Source organism: Chryseobacterium sp. Marseille-Q3244 (assembly GCF_940807095.1).
Lineage (GTDB): Bacteria > Bacteroidota > Bacteroidia > Flavobacteriales > Weeksellaceae > Chryseobacterium.
This window is the reverse complement of sequence record NZ_CALNWX010000012.1, coordinates 97547-115250: the sequence shown is the minus strand read 5'-3', so window position 1 is coordinate 115250 and position 17704 is coordinate 97547. Positions and strand designations below refer to the sequence as shown.

Here is a 17704-nt window from a genome sequence, read left to right as displayed (position 1 = left end):
GGGTTAAAATTTGAATGAAACAATGCAGCCAAATGTTTTAAAAGAGGGAAGATTAAAGAAATCCAGTCCTCTTCCATTGTCTGTATCATAGAAATTCTGGTTGGGATCTACTCCTTTATTCGCCTGCCAGAGCATGATATTATCTACATACAACGTAATTTTCATAGATCGCTGGCTATTATTCAGAGGAAAAAAAGTGGATAATGAAATATTATTAATCCTTATATGATCTGCCTTCTGAATATAGGTTTCTGCCACCCCAAGATATCCATATCTGGACCATCTGTTTTCATGAACGTTTTGATGAGGATCATAAAAATCCACCAGAGTCTGGTTATGATTACCATTAGCCAATACTCCCTGAAAAACATAATTTTTGATGTTTCTTTCTTCTCCGGAATCATAGGAACGTCCATAATAATCCATAACAGCCTGAGTTCCATCCCAGATCTGGCCTCCTTTTTTCCATTCCCAGTTGATATCTAAAATCCATCTTTTATAGACTAAATTATGATTGAATTTCATTACAAAATCAGGAGTTGGATCTGCAATAATCTTCATTCCGGCAGCCTTTTTCGGGAATCCGGAATCGTCAATAATGAGCTGTCCTTCAGAATTCCTTTCAAAATAACTTCCCTTGACAGCTCCCAACACCTCTCCTTCCGCAAGAGTTTTATAAATATCCTGAAATCCTGAAATCGAAGTATTGTTATAACCGGATATCACACAACCTACAATATCTTTATATTTGAAAAATGAAATTTTGTTTGTTGCAAAAAAATCATTTGCCAGAAAAAGTCTATCATAAGCAAAATTAAATTCATACCCGCTATACGTATGATCTGCCATATTTTTTAGCCTTAACTGATTGTTGTCAAATACCGGAAAAACATCGCCTTCAGTTTTTCTGTTAAAATATTCCCCTTCAAGGCTAATACTATATCCGAAATTGATCTTTCCACCTATTTTCCATTCTTTTGTATTGATATTAGATAGCCCTTTGAAACTTTCCACTTCGTGTACGGGAAAATAACGGTAATAACTTTCTGCTTTCAGTAAAGTAGAAGCATAGGAGGCGTAGGACCGAGTAATTTCAGGCTCTGAGCTGAGATGGCTATAGTTTCCTGAAATTTTAAATTCATAGTTATACCAGTCAAATATATCTTTAAACCGCAAATATCCAGCTGCCTTTGGAAGCCAGTAATTGTTTTTATCTGATGTATTGGAGACATAAAAGGAATTTCCAAGATTAAAATCAGCTTCAAAATCACCGGACCTGAGTCCCATATTATAGTTGAAAATATAATCCTGAGAGGTTCTTTGATAACTATATCTTTTATTGATTAGGCTATTGTAAACGTCAGATTTGATACCATTCAGAATAAAATTAAGATTAAAAACATTCTTAAAATTATAATTACCCAATTCATATCTCCCTTGTATATTAGAGTGATATAACCTGTTATTTTGTTCTCTTTTACTGGTTATTCCATTATTGAATCCATAAGTAGATGGTTGATATTGATCCAGATTCCAAATGAAATTACTTTCGTAAGACTGAACGATATTTAATTTAAAATTTCCAAAGGTTTTATCTGCATTAAGGCTAAACTGCCGCTGCCGGTTTTGATAACGGTATTTTTGATCCTGTACAAAAAGGAATTCCGGATTATCGGCATTTTGGCTGTAGCTTCGTTGCTTTCCATTATCCAAAAAGGTCTGCTGAGCATTTGAGAACGAAACGGGAGTCAGTAAAGAATTTTGAAATGCTCTATTGAAAAGCCCTATCCTATTGGTATTTGTTGCTTTATTCTCTTCATAATTAAAGAAAAACTTCACCAAATAGCCTCCTAAATCTGTGTTCAGCTTTGTTTTAATAGAATTGATCAGATTAAATTGATCAATGAAGTATAATTGATTTTTTTGCTGCCCCAAATCCAATGAAAGGCGAAATTTCTCCTTGTATCCTTGTTTTATAATTGTATTGACATTAAGCTGATTGTTATATCCAACCATCGTTTGAAACAGATTATTATTATAGAGTACAGCCTGCTTATTTCCGTCAGCTAAAGGAACCAGTCTGCCGTTCTGATCGTATTGATAAGGGATTCCATCAAAAGCTAATGTAGAAATATCAGGTCCAAAGCTAAACACTTCATTGGTGCCAGGATCATTCCAGATAAGGGTTCCATTACCGGATCTTCCTTGTACATATTTATTCTGAGTTGCTGGAAGGGCATTATGGCTTTTGACATCCAAAGAAGAGGTAAACCCGCCATTCAATAATAACGTCCACTTCTTTTGCTCTTTCAGGACATACATACTGTCTTTTCTCTGCTTAATCTTTCTTACACTGTTAAAATACCTGTCGGAATTATTATTTAGAATTGTTGAGGCATTCTCAATACTGAACTTATCATAATTCTTTTGTGAAACCAGGCTGTCATATGTTTTATTGTAAATTTCCTGTACATTTTTTTTCTCTACCTGACTTTCAAGAATGTTTTTCAATTCTCTTAACTGATATGATACAACAATCTGGGTACTTTTTCCTTGATTCCAAACTAGAGTATCATAGGGTTTGGCTGCAATGATTGCAAATCCTTCTTCATCAGTTAGTTCATATACACCACTGTTTTTATTATAGACTTTTAAAAAGTTTTGTGGTTTATCTTTATGATTTAAAAATTTTCCTGAATAATATAAGGTTGAATTTTGCGCCTGCAATACCGTAACAGTAAACGGCAGCAGTAACAGTAAATAGTTTTTTCTCATCTTCATGGTAATGTGTACTAAAATAAGGAAAAAGAAATTTCCGGGGAAATTTCTTTTTCTCAGATTTTTATTTTTGTGTTGTTTTATAAGACTCTATCAATCGTATAAACTCTGATCGATAACCTTGTTCATCTTTATTCTTGCCCTGCTTGGCCAGGTTTTCAATATCAGAAAGGTCTTTTTTTGTAATCAGCTCGGAGTTTCTTAGTACCAAACCAAACCATGCTACTGAGGAAGCGAATTTAAAGTCCAAACTGGCAGAAGCCATTCTTTTATCAATGTTTTTAACAATCTGAGTGATTTCACGACTGGTATCTCCATCAGGCTCTTTATATCTGAATTTTATAGTCGCCAGCTCATCTCCGAACTCTTTCGAGGAAGCATTCAGAGTATATTTCAGGTTGCTATCTTTGGGAATGAAGTCTGATTTTATATCTGTAGGAATGACTTCATACAAAGCAGTTACAGTATGTCCGCTTCCCAATTCTCCAGCATCTATTTTGTCATTGACAAAGTCTTCATTTCTCAGTTTTCTGTTTTCGTAGCCAATTAAACGATAAGATTTTACATATTCCGGGTTAAATTCAATCTGAATCTTTACATCTTTAGCAATAGCATACATATTTCCTGCAAATTCTTTCCCAAGGAACTTATTAGCTTCCTGCATATTATCAATATAGGCATAGTTTCCATTTCCTTTATTGGCCAATGTTTCCAAAGTATTATCCTTATAATTACCCATTCCAAAACCTAAACAGGTTAGAAATACTCCAGATTTTCTTTTATTCTCAATAAGAGTTTGAAGGTCTGATCCTGAAGATGCACCTACATTAAAATCTCCATCCGTAGCAATAATAACACGGTTATTCCCTTCCTTTACAAAGTTTTCCTGTGCCATTTTATAAGCCAACTCTATTCCTTCTCCTCCCGCAGTACTTCCTCCTGCCTGAAGACGATCTAAAGCCTGAATAATTTTATCCTTATCACCTGCAAATGTAGATGGCAGGACCACCCCTGCATTTCCAGCATAGACTACAATTCCCACTTTATCTTTAGGCCGGAGCTGGCTCAATAATACCTTGAAAGAAGACTTCAATAATGGCAGTTTATTTTGTTCATTCATGGAGCCAGATACATCAATAAGAAAAATAAGATTAGAGACTGGTAAAAGATTCATCGGAATATTTTTCCCCTGCAATCCTATCTTCAACAGTTTATGATTGGAATTCCAGGGAGCGTCATTGTACTCCGTGTTGATGGAAAACGGATCATTGTTTTTTGGCTGCGGATAATCATATTTAAAGTAATTAATCATTTCTTCAATCCTTACCGCATTCTTATTTATGGTTTCTCCATTGTTAATCATTCTTCTGATATTAGAATAAGATGAATTATCCACGTCTATAGAAAATGTTGACAAAGGTTGATTTTGTGTCAGTTCAAATGGGTTTTCAACAAATGCATCATAACTTTCCTCATTAGGTGTAGATAAAATCTGTTTATGTTTACTAATCTCTTCCTGAAGCTTCTCCATTCTTTTTCTTTCTCTTTTTGAAAGCTTTTTAGTGGTTGCTATGATTACCCCATGTGAGGCTTTACTTCCATATATTGCAGTAGCAGAAGCTCCTTTCAGAATATTCAAACTTCCAATTTTATCAGGATTTAAGCTTCTGAAGTAATCCGCTCCTTCTACTTTTCCATTGATGATATACAAAGGAGTATTTTCTGCACTGATAGAAACAGCACCTCTGATCATTACCGGTTTATTGTCAAGATAACCGGAATTGATATTGTTAAAAGTATTTTTAATCTCATTGTTTCTTTGGAGTCTGCTATCTGATGATGTTATTTGTATCCCTGCCACTCTTCCTTGTAATGTGTTAACAGCAGAATATTGAGGGGAAATATTTGTTGTAGTGACAACAGTTGAGCTTGATGTTGTTGATTCTACCTTTTTTTTAATACCATATCCAGTCATTACAACTTCATCAATACTCTTTACTGCATCAGAAGTTTCTATGTATGTTGGTGGGGAAGCTGTAGACACATGATTAGGCATTCTTAATGGCTCCGGAACATAATTACTATATACTATTGCCTTTTCTACTTTAGGATACACTTTATTCTTCTCTTTCTGAAGATTCTCTTTTGTTGTATGGTCTATTTCCACAATATGCGTATCAGTTATAGGTTCCTGTAATATTTTGTGTTCTGCCATTTCCGGTTTTACAGGCTGCTCTTTTTCTTTTTTATTCAGGAAATATAAAGCACCTATTCCTATCATTAGGCTTGCTGCTATCCCGTAAGGGAACCAGACAGGAATGATTTTCTTTTTTTCTTTTTTTTGATCTAATTTTTCTTCTACTTTGTCCCAAACTTTATCAAAACCAGTAAAAACGGTTGGTTCTTCTGAAAGTTTAGAAGCTTCATTGAATTGTTGATCGATATGATTATTTTCCATTGTTGTAAAAGTTTAAATGTTTTGATTCACCAAAAGTTCCTGAAGTTTTTTTCGTGCAAAATTGAGCTGGGATTTTGAAGTTCCCTCACTAATGGAAAGCATGGAAGCTATTTCCTTATGTGGATATCCTTCAATGGCAAAAAGATTAAAAATGGCTCTGCATCCTTCAGGAAGAAAGTTGAGCAGACTCAGAATATCTTTTTCAAAGGAAATATGCTCTGAAGATCTTTCTGAAGGTTCATTCAGACTTTCTTCCAGGGAAATAAATAAGGCTTTATTATTTCTTAATTTCTGGAGACATTCATTTACTGCAATCTTTTTTGCCCAAGCTTCGAAAGTATCCGGATTCTGAAGCTGGCTTATTCTTGTAAAAATCTTATAGAAGGTATCGGCTAATACTTCTTCTATATCTTCATCGTTTTTCAAATAACGTTTGCAAACTGAATACAGCTTACCCGCCATTTTATCGTAGACTTTCCGCTGTGCTTTGCGATCGTTACGCTGGCATTCTATTAATAATTCTCTTTCCATTGTCAGAAGTTATACTATAATAGATGCAGGAACTTTAGCTGGGGTTGGAAACATGGTCAACTTTTTTAGAACAAAAGATTATTTTTAAAATTAGCTTATTTGTTTTTTTCAACAATATTTTAATTTCAAATTTAACTTTTCCCTTTGTAACAAATCTCTATTATCAACGACTATTAATACAAATAATCTTTTTATAGTAATGAAAAATGCGAAAATTGCATCATTACTTTTTGTTTTGTCTGCAGGAAGTATGATGTTTGCCCAAGATGACTTAATCAATAAGTTAAAAAACAACCACTCACAAAATGCTAATTTTCAGTTCACAACGTTAAAAGACGTTGGTGCTACTTCTGTAAAGAACCAGGGTTCATCCGGAACTTGCTGGAGCTACTCAGGAAACTCTTTCCTTGAATCTGAAATGCAGAGAATGGGCAAAAAACCTGTAGATCTTGCTGAAATATTTACCGCAAGAAATTCTTATCATGATAAAGCGAAGTTATATGTTTTAAATAACGGTGCTATCAGCTGGGGTGACGGTGGAGAACTTCACGATGTCATCAACATGTACAAAAAGTATGGGGCAGTTCCACAAGATGTGTATTCAGGATTAAAAGCTGGACAAACGACCAACAACTTCAAAGAAATGCAAGGGAAGCTAAAGCCGGTTCTTGACAGCCTTGTTCAGGCTTCTTCTAAAGGAAAACTTACTGATAACTGGATGGATTCTGTAGATGCTATTCTTGATGAATATTTAGGAAAAGTGCCTGCTAACTTCACGTATGAAGGGAAAAACTACACGCCAAAGACTTTTGCTAAAGAAGTAGTAGGAATCAACCCTGAAGATTATGTAGAATTATCTTCTTACAAAGATTATGCTTACTACCAGAAATTTGTAGTTCCAATTCCTGATAACTGGAGCCACGATTCTGACTGGAATGTTCCAATGAAAGACATTACAGCCATCATTGACAATGCAGTAACTAAAGGATATTCTGTAGGTTGGGCTACTGACGTTTCTGAGCCTTATTTCTCTTATAAAAATGGTGTGGCATATGTTCCGGATATGGATTTAGATCAGATCAATGCAGAGAACAAACAGACTTTGTTTACAGAGCCTAAAAAAGATAAGACGATCACTGAAGATATGCGTCAAAAAGGGCTTAACAACCTTTCTACAACGGATGACCACGGGATGCACATCGTAGGATTGGCAAAAGATCAGACTGGTAAGGAATATTATATGGTTAAAAACTCCTGGGGAGTAACCAATGACTTCGCAGGGTATCTTTATGTAACAAGACCGTATGTTGAATATAAGTCGACTGCTATTTTGGTTCACAAAAATGCGATTCCAAAGAATATCTTAAAGCAGTTGAAACCAACTAAAAACATTGGTTTATAAGAAAATCACTTCTGTCATTTTAACGTGGCAGTTTTAGATATTTAAATCTGTTAAAAAACGCGCTCCCATCATGATGGGAGCGCGTTTATATTGATCTATATAGAGATTATTTTTCGGTTATATGACGATAATAATCTACTAAAGAGTATATCGTAGGTTTTGAACCTGGTTTATAATCAATGACCAGCCATTTATTTTCGGAGCGGCTTTTATCAAAGACATAGTTTTCTTTTGGAAAGTCAATAATTCGATACCCTGTAAAAATAGTTGCAGGCACAATTTCAAATATTTCTGCTGAATAATAGTTAGCGTCATCAACAATCGTATAGAAATTATCTTCTCCCTGTTTCTTTTTGATTTCCTCTACCTCTTTATCATCAGGACCTAACAGTAATATCGTTGATTTTGTGATGATGGTATCGGCTTTTATTTTTTGACTCTCAATATTATATTCTTCTTTTTTCTGTTCCGGAATATTTTTTTCTACAGCCTGAAACTCTGTTTTCTTTACCTCTTGTTGACAGGACATCAAGAGAAATAGTAATGTAAGTAATAAACATTTATCTGCCATTTTATTAAATTCTTCAATTTGAAAATTAACTGATAGGCAAATAAAGCAAAAAACGTTTCTATCCTCAAATTTTAAATCATTCGCACTATTTCAAACAAAGTATTGCAAGATTAATAAAAAATATTACATTTGTAACCTCAAACAAATCACTACAATATGAAAAACAATAAAAAATTAGCAAAATCAGAATTAAAGAAAATCAATGGTGGAAATGCCCCGGAATGCCCAACAGGAACTCAGGCATGCTACTACACCGGCAAAGACGGATCTCAACGATGGAGATGTATTTCTGAGACTGCAGAGTGTCCTTAATCCGTTAAAAGGATCAAATCAATACTTATAATAACAATCTACAAATTATTACACATGAAAAATTTAAAAAAAATTGCAAAATCAAATCTAAAGAAAATTTATGGAGGAAATGCTCCTGTATGTGAATATGGACAAATAGCATGTCGCTATCCTGCTGCAGACGGTTATCCTGCCTATTGGGACTGTGTGCCGGTAGAATACGGATGCAGACGTTAAAGAAAGCTTTCAGATTCTCTAAATCAGTTTATTTACCCTTCAAGAAAACTGAAAACTTTTTTATTGAGTAAATAGGCCAGATGATTTAGAAAATATAATATTTTCAACCTATACAAACCTTAAACATGAAAAATCTAAAAAAATTAGCAAAATCAGAACTAAAGAAAATCAATGGCGGAAATGCTCCTGTCTGTGAACCTGGAGCAAGACCTTGCCGTTATAAAGCAGAAAATGGGCAACCAGCCTACTGGAATTGTGTAACAAACGAATACGCCTGCTAATAAAAACAAAAACCCGCCTTCAGGAAATCTGAAAGCGGGTTTCTTTAATAAATAGGTGAAAATTAAATATAAAATAAAGTGAATTATGATAATTAATATGAATCGTGAATGATTAATTTGCTTCGCAAGAATAAAATATGCTGTAAAAAAATTGACAGCGAAACTCATTAACTATTCATCATTCCTATTAAAATAATACGCCCATACTTTCTGCTGTAAAGTCCAGAATTTCTCCTGTATTCCCTTCTTTGATCTTTTTTACCCACTGATAGTCCTGCAAAATAGCACGCCCTACCGCAACAAGATCAAATTCTTCATTGTCTAGTCTTCTTATCAATTCTGTAAGATCCGTTTTTTCCGTTCCTTGTCCCGCAAATGCATTCAGGAAATCTCCGTTTAATCCTACAGAACCTACTGTAATGGTTGGCTGTCCTGTAATCTTTTTTGCCCAACCTGCAAAGTTTAAATCAGAACCATCAAATTCAGGTTCCCAGAAACGACGCTGTGAACAATGGAAAATATCAACGCCTGCTTCTTTTAAGGGTAACAGCCAATCTTCCATTTCATTGGGAGTAAGAGCGAGCTTCGTTTTATAATCTTGCTGTTTCCATTGAGAAAGACGGATAATAATAGTAAAGTCATCTCCTACTGCTGCTCTGATGGCTTTCACTACATCAACAGCAAAACGGCCTCTTTCCTTTAAGGTTTTGCCACCATACTCATCTGTTCTAGTATTGGTCACTTCCCAAAAAAACTGATCGATAAGATAACCATGTGCACCATGAATTTCAAGACAGTCGAAACCAAGATCTTTCGCTGCTTTTGCTGAAGCAGCAAACTGTGCAATTGTATCCTGAATATCTTCAATCGTCATTGTGGAAGCTTTTTCCATCGGTAATAACGGATAGTCTTCTGACATTCTGGTATCTCCAACATGCCAGATCTGAGGTCCCATTTTCCCACCATTCTGATGTACGGTATCAATTACGTTTTTCCAGCCGTTTAAAGCTTCATTTCCATAGAAATCCGGGATATTCCGCAGATTTTTTGAACCTGGTCTGTTGATAACAGTTCCTTCTGAAAGTATCAATCCTACTTCCGAAGCAGCTCTTCTTCCATAATAATCAGCTATATCCTGTGTAGGAACTCCATTGTCAGATTGAGCTCTGGTCATAGGAGCCATTACGATTCTATTTTTAAGCTGCAGATTCTTATATTGAAACGGTTTAAATAATGATGATGTGTTCATATTTAAAATAACATTTTATAATTGTTACACAAAGTAACTAATAATAGTTCATTTTTGTATCCTTTATAAAAAAAATAGTGGTAACTTCGCAGTAACTTACATTAGTAACATCAAAGTAACGTATGAAAAAGAACGAATTAATGCAATACAGCTGTCCTTTAGGCAAAGCAATGGCCGCCTTGGGAAGCAAATGGAAACCAATTATTGTATTGGTGATTAAAGACCGAAAGTTACGTTTTGGAGAACTTGCTGTGCGTATTAATGTTATCTCCAGAAAGGTATTGACCGATCAGCTGCGTGAAATGGAGGCTGATGGTTTAGTAATTCGTGAAGAATTTAAGGAACTTCCTCCAAGAGTAGAATATTCTCTTACAGAAAAAGGATTAGCCTTATTACCTATTTTATATCTTCTGGAAGAATGGGAAGCGAAATATCAGGTGAAAGGAACCTATTCGGAAGAGTGTATCGAATTGATAAAGAAAAAGGCCATTAAAATTTAAAATTATATACAAATTCATATTCTCTATTATTCTGACAAAGGAAAAATCTCATTGACCATTAGATTTTTCATTTCACTTTGTTACATTCAAAATGACATAATAGAATAAAACAAATGTATATAATATTGTATATCCTTACCTTTTTTTAATTATTATTAATAATCTCCTTTAGTCTTTCAATAGACATATCTTTAATATTCCTATGGAGCATCCTATGGCAATTTGAACATACCAAAGCCAAGTCTTCCAATGTGGTTTTCTGTTTAGATTCATAAGTCGACAATGGTCTTATATGATGACATTCAATAAATTTATATCCAAGTTCTCCATAGATATCATAGAAATTGAAACTGCAAACTTCACATTCTAGCTTACCCATCTCCTTTAGTACTTTTTGTTTTTTCTTATTTATCAGTCCACTATCTCGCTCTCTTAATTTGTGAAGCTTATATAAAACACCCCCCTCAGAGCCTTCCATAACATGATCAGATTCATTTTCTATACTGTAAAGTTGAATCAATACTTCTTTCTCCTGAATTGAATTCAAAATTAAGTTAGCAATCTGCTTTAATTCATTTATTCTCCCATAAAATTCATTGAAAATTTCTTCATCTTTTTTAGAGTAACTTGATAATCCTCTATTCGTATTATCTATATCAATAGCCATAAAATTACTTAATTTCATAGCCACACCATTGGCATTTCTGAAATTCAAATTTCTCTCTTCTTGTGAATATATGGGAAGGCTATTTAATTGTTTAGACAACTCAATAATCTTAGAATTAGTATTCGTAAATAACTTAGAATCAAGATTATAATACAAATTCAACGTTAAGATCAATTCATCTCTCTGCCACTTAGGGTTTCTCATAAAATATTTTAAAGTAAAATTAACACATATTACTTCAAAAATGTCATTTTGATTAAAATATTAAACACACATTCAAAAACTACATAAGTAATTTAAAATAAATTACTAAATATTAATTATATATTCCTTGATCAATTAAACCATCATAGATAACCTACTTTCAAAAAGGTTAGTATAACACGAAAAAGTAAGGATAGAGTTTCACAACTGTTTCTGGCGCAAATTTGCAGAAAAAATTGTCATTATGAATTACAAAGAAATTGCGAAAGAAACCATTGGTCATCTGTATAAAGCCCATTCCAGCATCAGAAAGTCTGGCATTGATGAAAAACTGATTGCATTAGCAGAACTTCGCGTATCACAAATCAACGGATGTGCTTACTGCTGCAGTTATCACGCCAAAGAACTTCTTAATTTTGGTATTGAACAGGATGTCATTAACAGATTACCCCGGTGGAAACACACCAATGCCTTTGATGTAAAACAGAAGCTTGTTTTGAGCTGGACAGAAGCTATAACTTACCACAATAATAATATACAGGAAATCAGGGAAAGGTTGTTACAGCATTTTACAGAACGGGAATTTGTGGAATTGAATGCAAGTATAACTTTGATGAGTACTTTAAATAAACTGCGGATTACTCTAGCTGAAGAGGATTAATATTAAATGGGCTGTTGCATCAGACAGCCCGTTATCCTAACCTGATATAAGTTATTCCAGTTCTATAGGGTTTAAATACTTTCTGTTCAGATCTAATTCTTTCTGCCTTTGATTGATCTTTTCCTGGCCCCCTAAGATAGTAGTTCCAGAACTAGCCAATACGGCTGCAATATTTTCATTATGGGCTTTTAGTGCCTGTTGAAATTTCGATTGGGTAGTTTCAATAGCTTCAGTATATCGTGTTTTCTTTATATTAATGAATTTTCCTTCCAATTCAGAAGTAGGTACAGATTTTACGAGTTCAAAATCATATTCATTTTTTTCATCTGCTATTTTGATGATTAATCCTGGTAATCCACTGAATTTGTAAGGACCATAAGGAAGTGGAATTTCGGTCGAATACCATGCGATCCAGTTTCTTCCTTTATAGGTAACTGTTGCTTTTTTACAGGTAATTGTATTAATCGTTTTTGTTTCATCAATGAGTTTCCAATTCCCTATTATTGGCTCTTTATAAGTAAGTACTGCCATCCCCACCGGTTGAAAGTACTGTATTTTTTCATTAGATTGTATAATGGTATAAGGAAATTTTGTTTTTGGCAGTGATGTACCGTTTTTGAGACTCATGACTATACTTCCATCAGGGTTTTTGGTGGATACAATAGAGTTTGCCATCACTGTATCTTTTTTAAGAGATTGGACACTCGCAAAAAAAGTACGATTTTCACCTATGTGTAATGAGAAAAGTTCTTCGTGTATATAATCAGGAGTCTGTGTATTTATTTTAGCTTTTAACAGATAGGTAAAATTCCCATGCAAAAGCTCTTTTTTGTCTGATTGAGAATAGAATAAAACACTTAAAAATAAGAGTGATAATTGAAATAATTTTTTATTGTAATCCATGGAGAGCGTTTTCACTATAAAAATGCATATATTTTTTATCATGACAAAAGCAAAACTGAATAACTACTGATAAAAAAACAATTTCTACCTGATAATCCCGGCATTATAATCAAAAAAACCGCTTCCTTTTGAAAGCGGTTCATATTTATCTTTAATCCTAATTAGAATATCGCTGGATATTTCTGAGGATTGGTTTCATTAAACATAGCGTAAATCTTTTCTACCATATCATCTGCAGACGGCTTACTGAAATAGTCACCATCACTTGCATACGCTGGTCTGTGATCGTTAGCAGAGATCGTTAACGGATCTGAATCCAGATATCTGAAAGCTTTCTGTTTTTCTAATATCTGCTGTAAGATAAATCCAGTAGTTCCACCTTCTACATCTTCGTCAATCACTACTAATCTATTCGTTTTCTTAACGCTTTCAGCAATTTCGTGAGATAAATCGAAAGGAATTAATGACTGGATATCGATTACTTCTGCAGAAATTCCTAATTTTTCTAGTTCATTAGCAGCTTCTGTTACAATTCTCCAAGTAGAACCGTAAGTTACCAGAGTAACATCTTTTCCTTCTTTTGTCACTTCAATTTTACCTACAGGAACAGTGAATTCTCCTAAGTTATCAGGTTGCTTTTCTTTTAATCTGTATCCGTTCAGACATTCTACGATGATTGCAGGTTCGTCCGCCTGAAGCATTGTGTTATAGAATCCGGCAGCTTTCGTAAGATTTCTTGGTACCAATACTAAAATACCTTTTGAAAGATTAAGAATTCCCGCCATTGGAGAACCTGAATGCCAGATTCCTTCCAATCTGTGTCCTCTTGTTCTGATAATTAATGGAGCTTTCTGTCCTCCTTTGGTTCTATAATGTACCGTTGCCAGATCATCACTCATTCCCTGTAGACAGTAAAGAACATAGTCTAAATACTGGATTTCAGCAATTGGTCTCAACCCTCTCATGGCCATACCAATTCCCTGTCCAAGAATTGTGGCTTCACGAATTCCGGTATCAGCAATACGCAATGCTCCGTATTTCTCCTGCATACCTTCTAATCCCTGGTTTACGTCACCGATGTTTCCGGTATCTTCTCCAAAGATTAATGTTTCAGGATATTTTTCAAAGATTTTATCAAAATTATTTCTGATCACGACTCTTCCATCTACATCTTCAGAGTTGTCTGAGTAAACAGGTTTAATTTCCTGAATGTTTTCAGCTTTCCACTCAGATTCAGAATATAAGTGAGATGAATAGTTATCTTTTTCAACTTCAGAGGCTTCATTGTACTTCTGCATCAACTGATTTCTTTCTGCAGAATTGGTACCTCTTGTTGCCAATAAAGCTTTTCTCGCCAAATGGAATACATCTTTCTTCGCTTTTGAAACCAATTTGTTGAAGTGAGTAAGCGCTGTTTCTACTTCCGTATTCTGACCTTTAAGGTTTTCTACTAAAGGAACAATAGACTGAATTAATTCCTTGATAGCAGCCTGATAGTTATCCCAAGCTGTTTTTTGTCCAGCCTTAGCAACTTTTTTAGCTTCTTCATCAATAGCATCCAATTCTTCAGCCGTAGCAATTACCTCTTCTTTTCCATCAATTTCAATAGAATAGTTTAGAATCCACTCTTTGAATTTCACCAACCCGTCAAACTCAGCTTCCCAAGCTAAACGCGCTTCATTTTTATATCTTTCGTGAGATCCTGATGTAGAGTGCCCTTGAGGTTGGGTAACATCTACCACATGTACTACTACAGGAACACTTTCTGTTCTTGCAAAATGCTCTGCTTTCGCATAAGCATCCAATAATGCTGCATAATCCCAAGCTTTCACCTGAATGATCTCACATCCTTGGTTCTCTCCTTCTTTTCTTTGGAAACCGCTTAGCATTTCGCTGATATCAGCTTTTGCTCTCTGGTTTTTAGTAGGAACAGAAATTCCGTATCCGTCATCCCAGATTGAAACGATCATAGGAACCTGAAGCGCACATGCTGCGTTCAATGTTTCCCAAAAATGACCTTCTGCTGTAGAAGCATCACCAATTGTTCCGAAAGCAATTTCATTTCCTTCTCTTGAAAACTTCTCAGAACCGTCAAATTTTACATTTTTATATATAGTAGAAGCCTGAGCCAATCCCAATAATCTTGGCATTTGTCCTGCGGTAGGAGAAATATCGGAAGAAATATTTTTCTGTGCCGTTAAATCTTTCCAGCTTCCGTCTTCATTTAAGCTTCTTGTGGCAAAGTGCCCATTCATCTGTCTTCCTGCTGAAGCCGGTTCTCTTTCCACACTGGTATCAGCATACATCTGTGCAAAGAAACTTTCTGCCGTTAAAGCATTAATGGCCAATGCAAAAGTCTGATCTCTGTAATACCCTGAACGGAAGTCTCCATTTCTGAAAACCTTCGCCATTGCAAGCTGAGGAAGTTCTTTACCATCCCCAAAAATTCCAAATTTAGCTTTTCCAGTCAGTACTTCTCTCCTTCCGAGATAAGACATTTCACGAGAAACTCTTCCTAACCTGTAATCATCAAGTATCTGATTTTTAAAGTCCTGGAAGGATATTTGCTGTGTTTCAATATAGGTTGTTTGCATAGCTAAGTAAAAAAGTTTTTGTTCTTCAAGTATTCCGCTAATATACACTTTTTAAATTAATTTTAATTTTTAATAATCTTTTTTAAAAATTTGATAATAAAAAAAATTGTGCTTTATTTTGAAAAAATTTGTAAAAGATGGAAAAAAAATCACCTCATATCCTGAATGCATCAAGCAATCTTTTAGGGTTTTCATTGATAATCATTACCTCTCTGAAGATCGCTAAAATCAGCCAAAATACGTATTTAGATGAATTTGCAGGATTTGCCTGTATCCTTTTTGCATGCAGCTGTTTCTTTTCCTTTCTGGCAATCAGAACAGGGAATAAAAAGCGGGAATACTCGTTTGAGAGTATTGCGGATTATTTATTTTTAATTGCTTTATTTTGTATAGTTCTAGCCGTTATTATTGTAACCCTGAAAATTATTTAATTTAAAATTTTCGCTCAATTACATAATCCAGCATAATGTGTAAAGACGTTCTTGCTTCAGATTCCGGGAATTCATTCAGAATATCTTTTGCCTTCTGCTGGAAATCTTTCATTACGGTGATGGCGTACTCTAATCCACCTGAGTTTTTAACGAACTCAATCAGTTCTTTTACTCTTTTAGGATTGTTATTATAACGCTTGATGGTATCAAAATAGTATTTTCTGTCTTTTTCACCGGCTATTTTCAGCGTATGAATCAAAGGCAAAGTCATTTTCTTTTCTTTAATATCAATTCCAACCGGCTTACCAATGACATTAGAGCTTAAATAATCAAAAAGGTCATCTTTGATCTGGAAAGCCATTCCCGTGAAAGTTCCGAAGTCCTGCATCTTTTTGGCAAGCACTTCATCCGTACTGTTAGACAATACTCCAATTTCACAACAGGCAGCAATCAAAGTTGCTGTTTTCTGACGGATAATTTCATAATAAACATCTTCTGTAATATCCAGTTTTCTGGCTTTTTCCAATTGAAGAAGCTCGCCTTCAGACATTTCACGAATTGTTCTTGAAATAACCCCCAATAAATCGTAATCTTTATGATCTGTAGATAACAATACTGATTTTGATAATAGATAATCTCCTACCAAAACAGCAATTTTGTTCTTCCATAATGCATTAATAGAGAAAAAATTACGACGCTTAAAACTTTCATCCACCACATCATCATGTACCAGAGTAGCTGTGTGAATCAGCTCAATCATGGAGGCACCACGATACGTTTTTTCAGTAACACTTCCTACCAGCTTGGCACAAAGAAAGACAAACATAGGACGCATTTGCTTTCCTTTGGTAGTAACAATAAAACGGGTTACTTTATCCAATAAAGCTACTTTACTCTGCATTGACTCATAAAACTTCTGTTCAAAAAGTTTCATTTCATCGTTGATCGGTCGTTTAATTTCTTCTACTGTATTTGCCAAAATCTGCGAATGCTGGGTGAATAATCATTAATTCTCACAAAGATAATTTTTTTCGCTCAATTTTAAGAGAAAATTAATCTTTGAGTTGCTCTTTGGGGATAAAATAAAGTGAGGGCTTTGTCTTTCCTAATGGAGACTTAAACTTTTCTCCTGAAATAGAAATGCCTGTTTCATCTACTGCTATCCCCTCAATTTGCCCTATGGACAAAGCACTTCCTAAATAATAATGCTTTGGTCTTTCTTTAAAAAATACTCCCGGCTCAGTTTCAGAAAATACATCCATAAAAACCTCTGTTTTCTTGCTATATCCTACCAGATAAAGTTTTTTATCAAAATAAGCGGCATCAGTCACCATGAAGTTTGTCTTATAGGTTTCTGCCTTTAAAGCATCCTGCTTTTCATTCTTTTCAGGATCAATTATATAATGTACCGTTGATTTTGAAACCCATTCTTTGGTAAACAAATGAAGTTTTCCATGAGCATATACCATGGCTTCTGCATCATAATCGGTATTAAAATAGCTGGATTTATAGTCAGTCTGTTCCGGATAATGAAATTTTATCTCCTTTACCTGGCTGTTTTGCAGACTATCTCCCTGAAAAGGAACTTTATAAATGGTAAGATGCCTTCTACTGCCATCGTTATTTCCGAAATCCCCAATATAGAAATTGCTGCCATCATTGGTCAATGCTTCCCAGTCGGTATTTCTGGCATTTACTTTTAAGGTTTTCACCACTTCTCCTGAGGTTTTATTGATTTCAAACAATTCCGGAGCGTTTCCGCTATCATTGAAGGTATATAGCTTTCCATTAAAGAAATTGAGTCCAGATGTCTCCTGGATCTTATCATCCAAATGATTGATTCTGTATTTTTTTATTTTCAGGAAATCTGTTTGTTGAGAAAATGCTGTTTGAAAGGCAAGAAAAGCCAGTAGAAGAAATGTTCTTTTCATAGTGCAAAAATAGGA

The 17704-nt window shown here is 34.6% G+C and carries 17 protein-coding genes; 7 read left to right on the top strand and 10 right to left on the bottom strand.

Annotated elements, in window-relative coordinates:
* Positions 1–3: 3 nt before the first annotated feature.
* From NBX25_RS18715 to NBX25_RS18705, 3 genes are all read right to left on the bottom strand, one after another.
* Positions 4–2775, bottom strand: a complete 2772-nt coding sequence (locus NBX25_RS18715) for a hypothetical protein (RefSeq protein WP_250254891.1) — start codon at positions 2773–2775, stop codon at positions 4–6.
* 67 nt (positions 2776–2842) lie between these two features.
* Complete coding sequence (locus NBX25_RS18710) at positions 2843–5236, bottom strand: vWA domain-containing protein (RefSeq protein WP_250254890.1); 2394 nt, start codon at positions 5234–5236, stop codon at positions 2843–2845.
* 12 nt (positions 5237–5248) lie between these two features.
* The gene (locus tag NBX25_RS18705) at positions 5249–5767 is read right to left on the bottom strand and encodes an RNA polymerase sigma factor (protein ID WP_250254889.1); all 519 of its coding nucleotides are present in this window, start codon (positions 5765–5767) and stop codon (positions 5249–5251) included.
* Positions 5768–5966: 199 nt separating this feature from the next.
* On the opposite strand from NBX25_RS18705, the gene NBX25_RS18700 reads away from it, so the two are divergent.
* Positions 5967–7169 carry a C1 family peptidase gene (locus NBX25_RS18700; protein WP_250254888.1) on the top strand — a complete coding sequence of 401 codons (1203 nt, stop codon included), beginning with the start codon at positions 5967–5969 and terminating at the stop codon, positions 7167–7169.
* A gap of 106 nt (positions 7170–7275) precedes the next feature.
* Here the strand turns inward: NBX25_RS18700 and NBX25_RS18695 are convergent, their stop codons facing one another.
* Positions 7276–7698, bottom strand: coding sequence for a hypothetical protein (locus NBX25_RS18695; RefSeq protein ID WP_250254886.1), 423 nt, complete (start codon positions 7696–7698; stop codon positions 7276–7278).
* A gap of 198 nt (positions 7699–7896) precedes the next feature.
* On the opposite strand from NBX25_RS18695, the gene NBX25_RS18690 reads away from it, so the two are divergent.
* The 3 genes from NBX25_RS18690 to NBX25_RS18680 all read left to right on the top strand — a co-directional run bounded on the left by NBX25_RS18690 (position 7897) and on the right by NBX25_RS18680 (position 8549).
* A complete protein-coding gene (locus tag NBX25_RS18690; RefSeq protein ID WP_250254884.1) occupies positions 7897–8052 on the top strand; it encodes a hypothetical protein in 156 nt (51 codons plus the stop codon).
* A 54-nt stretch (positions 8053–8106) separates the two neighbouring features.
* Complete coding sequence (locus NBX25_RS18685; protein WP_164464470.1) at positions 8107–8268, top strand: bacteriocin-like protein; 162 nt, start codon at positions 8107–8109, stop codon at positions 8266–8268.
* 125 nt (positions 8269–8393) lie between these two features.
* Positions 8394–8549 carry a bacteriocin-like protein gene (locus NBX25_RS18680; protein WP_250254882.1) on the top strand — a complete coding sequence of 52 codons (156 nt, stop codon included), beginning with the start codon at positions 8394–8396 and terminating at the stop codon, positions 8547–8549.
* Between the two features lie 187 nt (positions 8550–8736).
* Here NBX25_RS18680 and NBX25_RS18675 read toward each other — a convergent pair whose 3' ends face one another.
* Entirely contained in the window at positions 8737–9798 is a 1062-nt protein-coding gene (locus NBX25_RS18675; RefSeq protein ID WP_250254880.1) for an NADH:flavin oxidoreductase, read from the bottom strand.
* Between the two features lie 122 nt (positions 9799–9920).
* On the opposite strand from NBX25_RS18675, the gene NBX25_RS18670 reads away from it, so the two are divergent.
* Positions 9921–10298 carry a winged helix-turn-helix transcriptional regulator gene (locus NBX25_RS18670; RefSeq protein WP_123910875.1) on the top strand — a complete coding sequence of 126 codons (378 nt, stop codon included), beginning with the start codon at positions 9921–9923 and terminating at the stop codon, positions 10296–10298.
* 145 nt (positions 10299–10443) lie between these two features.
* Here NBX25_RS18670 and NBX25_RS18665 read toward each other — a convergent pair whose 3' ends face one another.
* Complete coding sequence (locus NBX25_RS18665) at positions 10444–11169, bottom strand: HNH endonuclease (protein WP_123910874.1); 726 nt, start codon at positions 11167–11169, stop codon at positions 10444–10446.
* 244 nt (positions 11170–11413) lie between these two features.
* Here NBX25_RS18665 and NBX25_RS18660 point away from each other — a divergent pair, with 244 nt between their 5' ends.
* Complete coding sequence (locus tag NBX25_RS18660) at positions 11414–11830, top strand: carboxymuconolactone decarboxylase family protein (protein WP_250254878.1); 417 nt, start codon at positions 11414–11416, stop codon at positions 11828–11830.
* 51 nt (positions 11831–11881) lie between these two features.
* Here the strand turns inward: NBX25_RS18660 and NBX25_RS18655 are convergent, their stop codons facing one another.
* Positions 11882–12733: a GLPGLI family protein gene (locus NBX25_RS18655; protein WP_250254876.1), complete on the bottom strand. Its 852-nt coding sequence runs from the start codon at positions 12731–12733 to the stop codon at positions 11882–11884.
* Between the two features lie 161 nt (positions 12734–12894).
* Complete coding sequence (locus NBX25_RS18650) at positions 12895–15327, bottom strand: alpha-ketoacid dehydrogenase subunit alpha/beta (protein WP_123910871.1); 2433 nt, start codon at positions 15325–15327, stop codon at positions 12895–12897.
* Positions 15328–15464: 137 nt separating this feature from the next.
* On the opposite strand from NBX25_RS18650, the gene NBX25_RS18645 reads away from it, so the two are divergent.
* Positions 15465–15758, top strand: coding sequence for a hypothetical protein (locus NBX25_RS18645; RefSeq protein ID WP_123910870.1), 294 nt, complete (start codon positions 15465–15467; stop codon positions 15756–15758).
* Between the two features lies 1 nt (position 15759).
* Here the strand turns inward: NBX25_RS18645 and NBX25_RS18640 are convergent, their stop codons facing one another.
* Together NBX25_RS18640 and NBX25_RS18635 are read right to left on the bottom strand one after the other, a co-directional pair.
* The gene (locus tag NBX25_RS18640; protein WP_250254874.1) at positions 15760–16737 is read right to left on the bottom strand and encodes a polyprenyl synthetase family protein; all 978 of its coding nucleotides are present in this window, start codon (positions 16735–16737) and stop codon (positions 15760–15762) included.
* Positions 16738–16810: 73 nt separating this feature from the next.
* Positions 16811–17689: a hypothetical protein gene (locus NBX25_RS18635; RefSeq protein ID WP_250254872.1), complete on the bottom strand. Its 879-nt coding sequence runs from the start codon at positions 17687–17689 to the stop codon at positions 16811–16813.
* Between the last annotated feature and the right edge of the window lie 15 nt (positions 17690–17704).

What these genes read in the sequence shown, in the direction of transcription:
- NBX25_RS18715 (WP_250254891.1), bottom strand. Translation starts at nt 2,775, where the DNA reads ATGAGAAAAAACTATTTACTGTTACTGCTGCCGTTTACTGTTACGGTA.
- NBX25_RS18710 (WP_250254890.1), bottom strand. Translation starts at nt 5,236, where the DNA reads ATGGAAAATAATCATATCGATCAACAATTCAATGAAGCTTCTAAACTT.
- NBX25_RS18705 (WP_250254889.1), bottom strand. Translation starts at nt 5,767, where the DNA reads ATGGAAAGAGAATTATTAATAGAATGCCAGCGTAACGATCGCAAAGCA.
- NBX25_RS18700 (WP_250254888.1), top strand. Translation starts at nt 5,967, where the DNA reads ATGAAAAATGCGAAAATTGCATCATTACTTTTTGTTTTGTCTGCAGGA.
- NBX25_RS18695 (WP_250254886.1), bottom strand. Translation starts at nt 7,698, where the DNA reads ATGTCCTGTCAACAAGAGGTAAAGAAAACAGAGTTTCAGGCTGTAGAA.
- NBX25_RS18690 (WP_250254884.1), top strand. Translation starts at nt 7,897, where the DNA reads ATGAAAAACAATAAAAAATTAGCAAAATCAGAATTAAAGAAAATCAAT.
- NBX25_RS18685 (WP_164464470.1), top strand. Translation starts at nt 8,107, where the DNA reads ATGAAAAATTTAAAAAAAATTGCAAAATCAAATCTAAAGAAAATTTAT.
- NBX25_RS18680 (WP_250254882.1), top strand. Translation starts at nt 8,394, where the DNA reads ATGAAAAATCTAAAAAAATTAGCAAAATCAGAACTAAAGAAAATCAAT.
- NBX25_RS18675 (WP_250254880.1), bottom strand. Translation starts at nt 9,798, where the DNA reads ATGAACACATCATCATTATTTAAACCGTTTCAATATAAGAATCTGCAG.
- NBX25_RS18670 (WP_123910875.1), top strand. Translation starts at nt 9,921, where the DNA reads ATGAAAAAGAACGAATTAATGCAATACAGCTGTCCTTTAGGCAAAGCA.
- NBX25_RS18665 (WP_123910874.1), bottom strand. Translation starts at nt 11,169, where the DNA reads ATGAGAAACCCTAAGTGGCAGAGAGATGAATTGATCTTAACGTTGAAT.
- NBX25_RS18660 (WP_250254878.1), top strand. Translation starts at nt 11,414, where the DNA reads ATGAATTACAAAGAAATTGCGAAAGAAACCATTGGTCATCTGTATAAA.
- NBX25_RS18655 (WP_250254876.1), bottom strand. Translation starts at nt 12,733, where the DNA reads ATGGATTACAATAAAAAATTATTTCAATTATCACTCTTATTTTTAAGT.
- NBX25_RS18650 (WP_123910871.1), bottom strand. Translation starts at nt 15,327, where the DNA reads ATGCAAACAACCTATATTGAAACACAGCAAATATCCTTCCAGGACTTT.
- NBX25_RS18645 (WP_123910870.1), top strand. Translation starts at nt 15,465, where the DNA reads ATGGAAAAAAAATCACCTCATATCCTGAATGCATCAAGCAATCTTTTA.
- NBX25_RS18635 (WP_250254872.1), bottom strand. Translation starts at nt 17,689, where the DNA reads ATGAAAAGAACATTTCTTCTACTGGCTTTTCTTGCCTTTCAAACAGCA.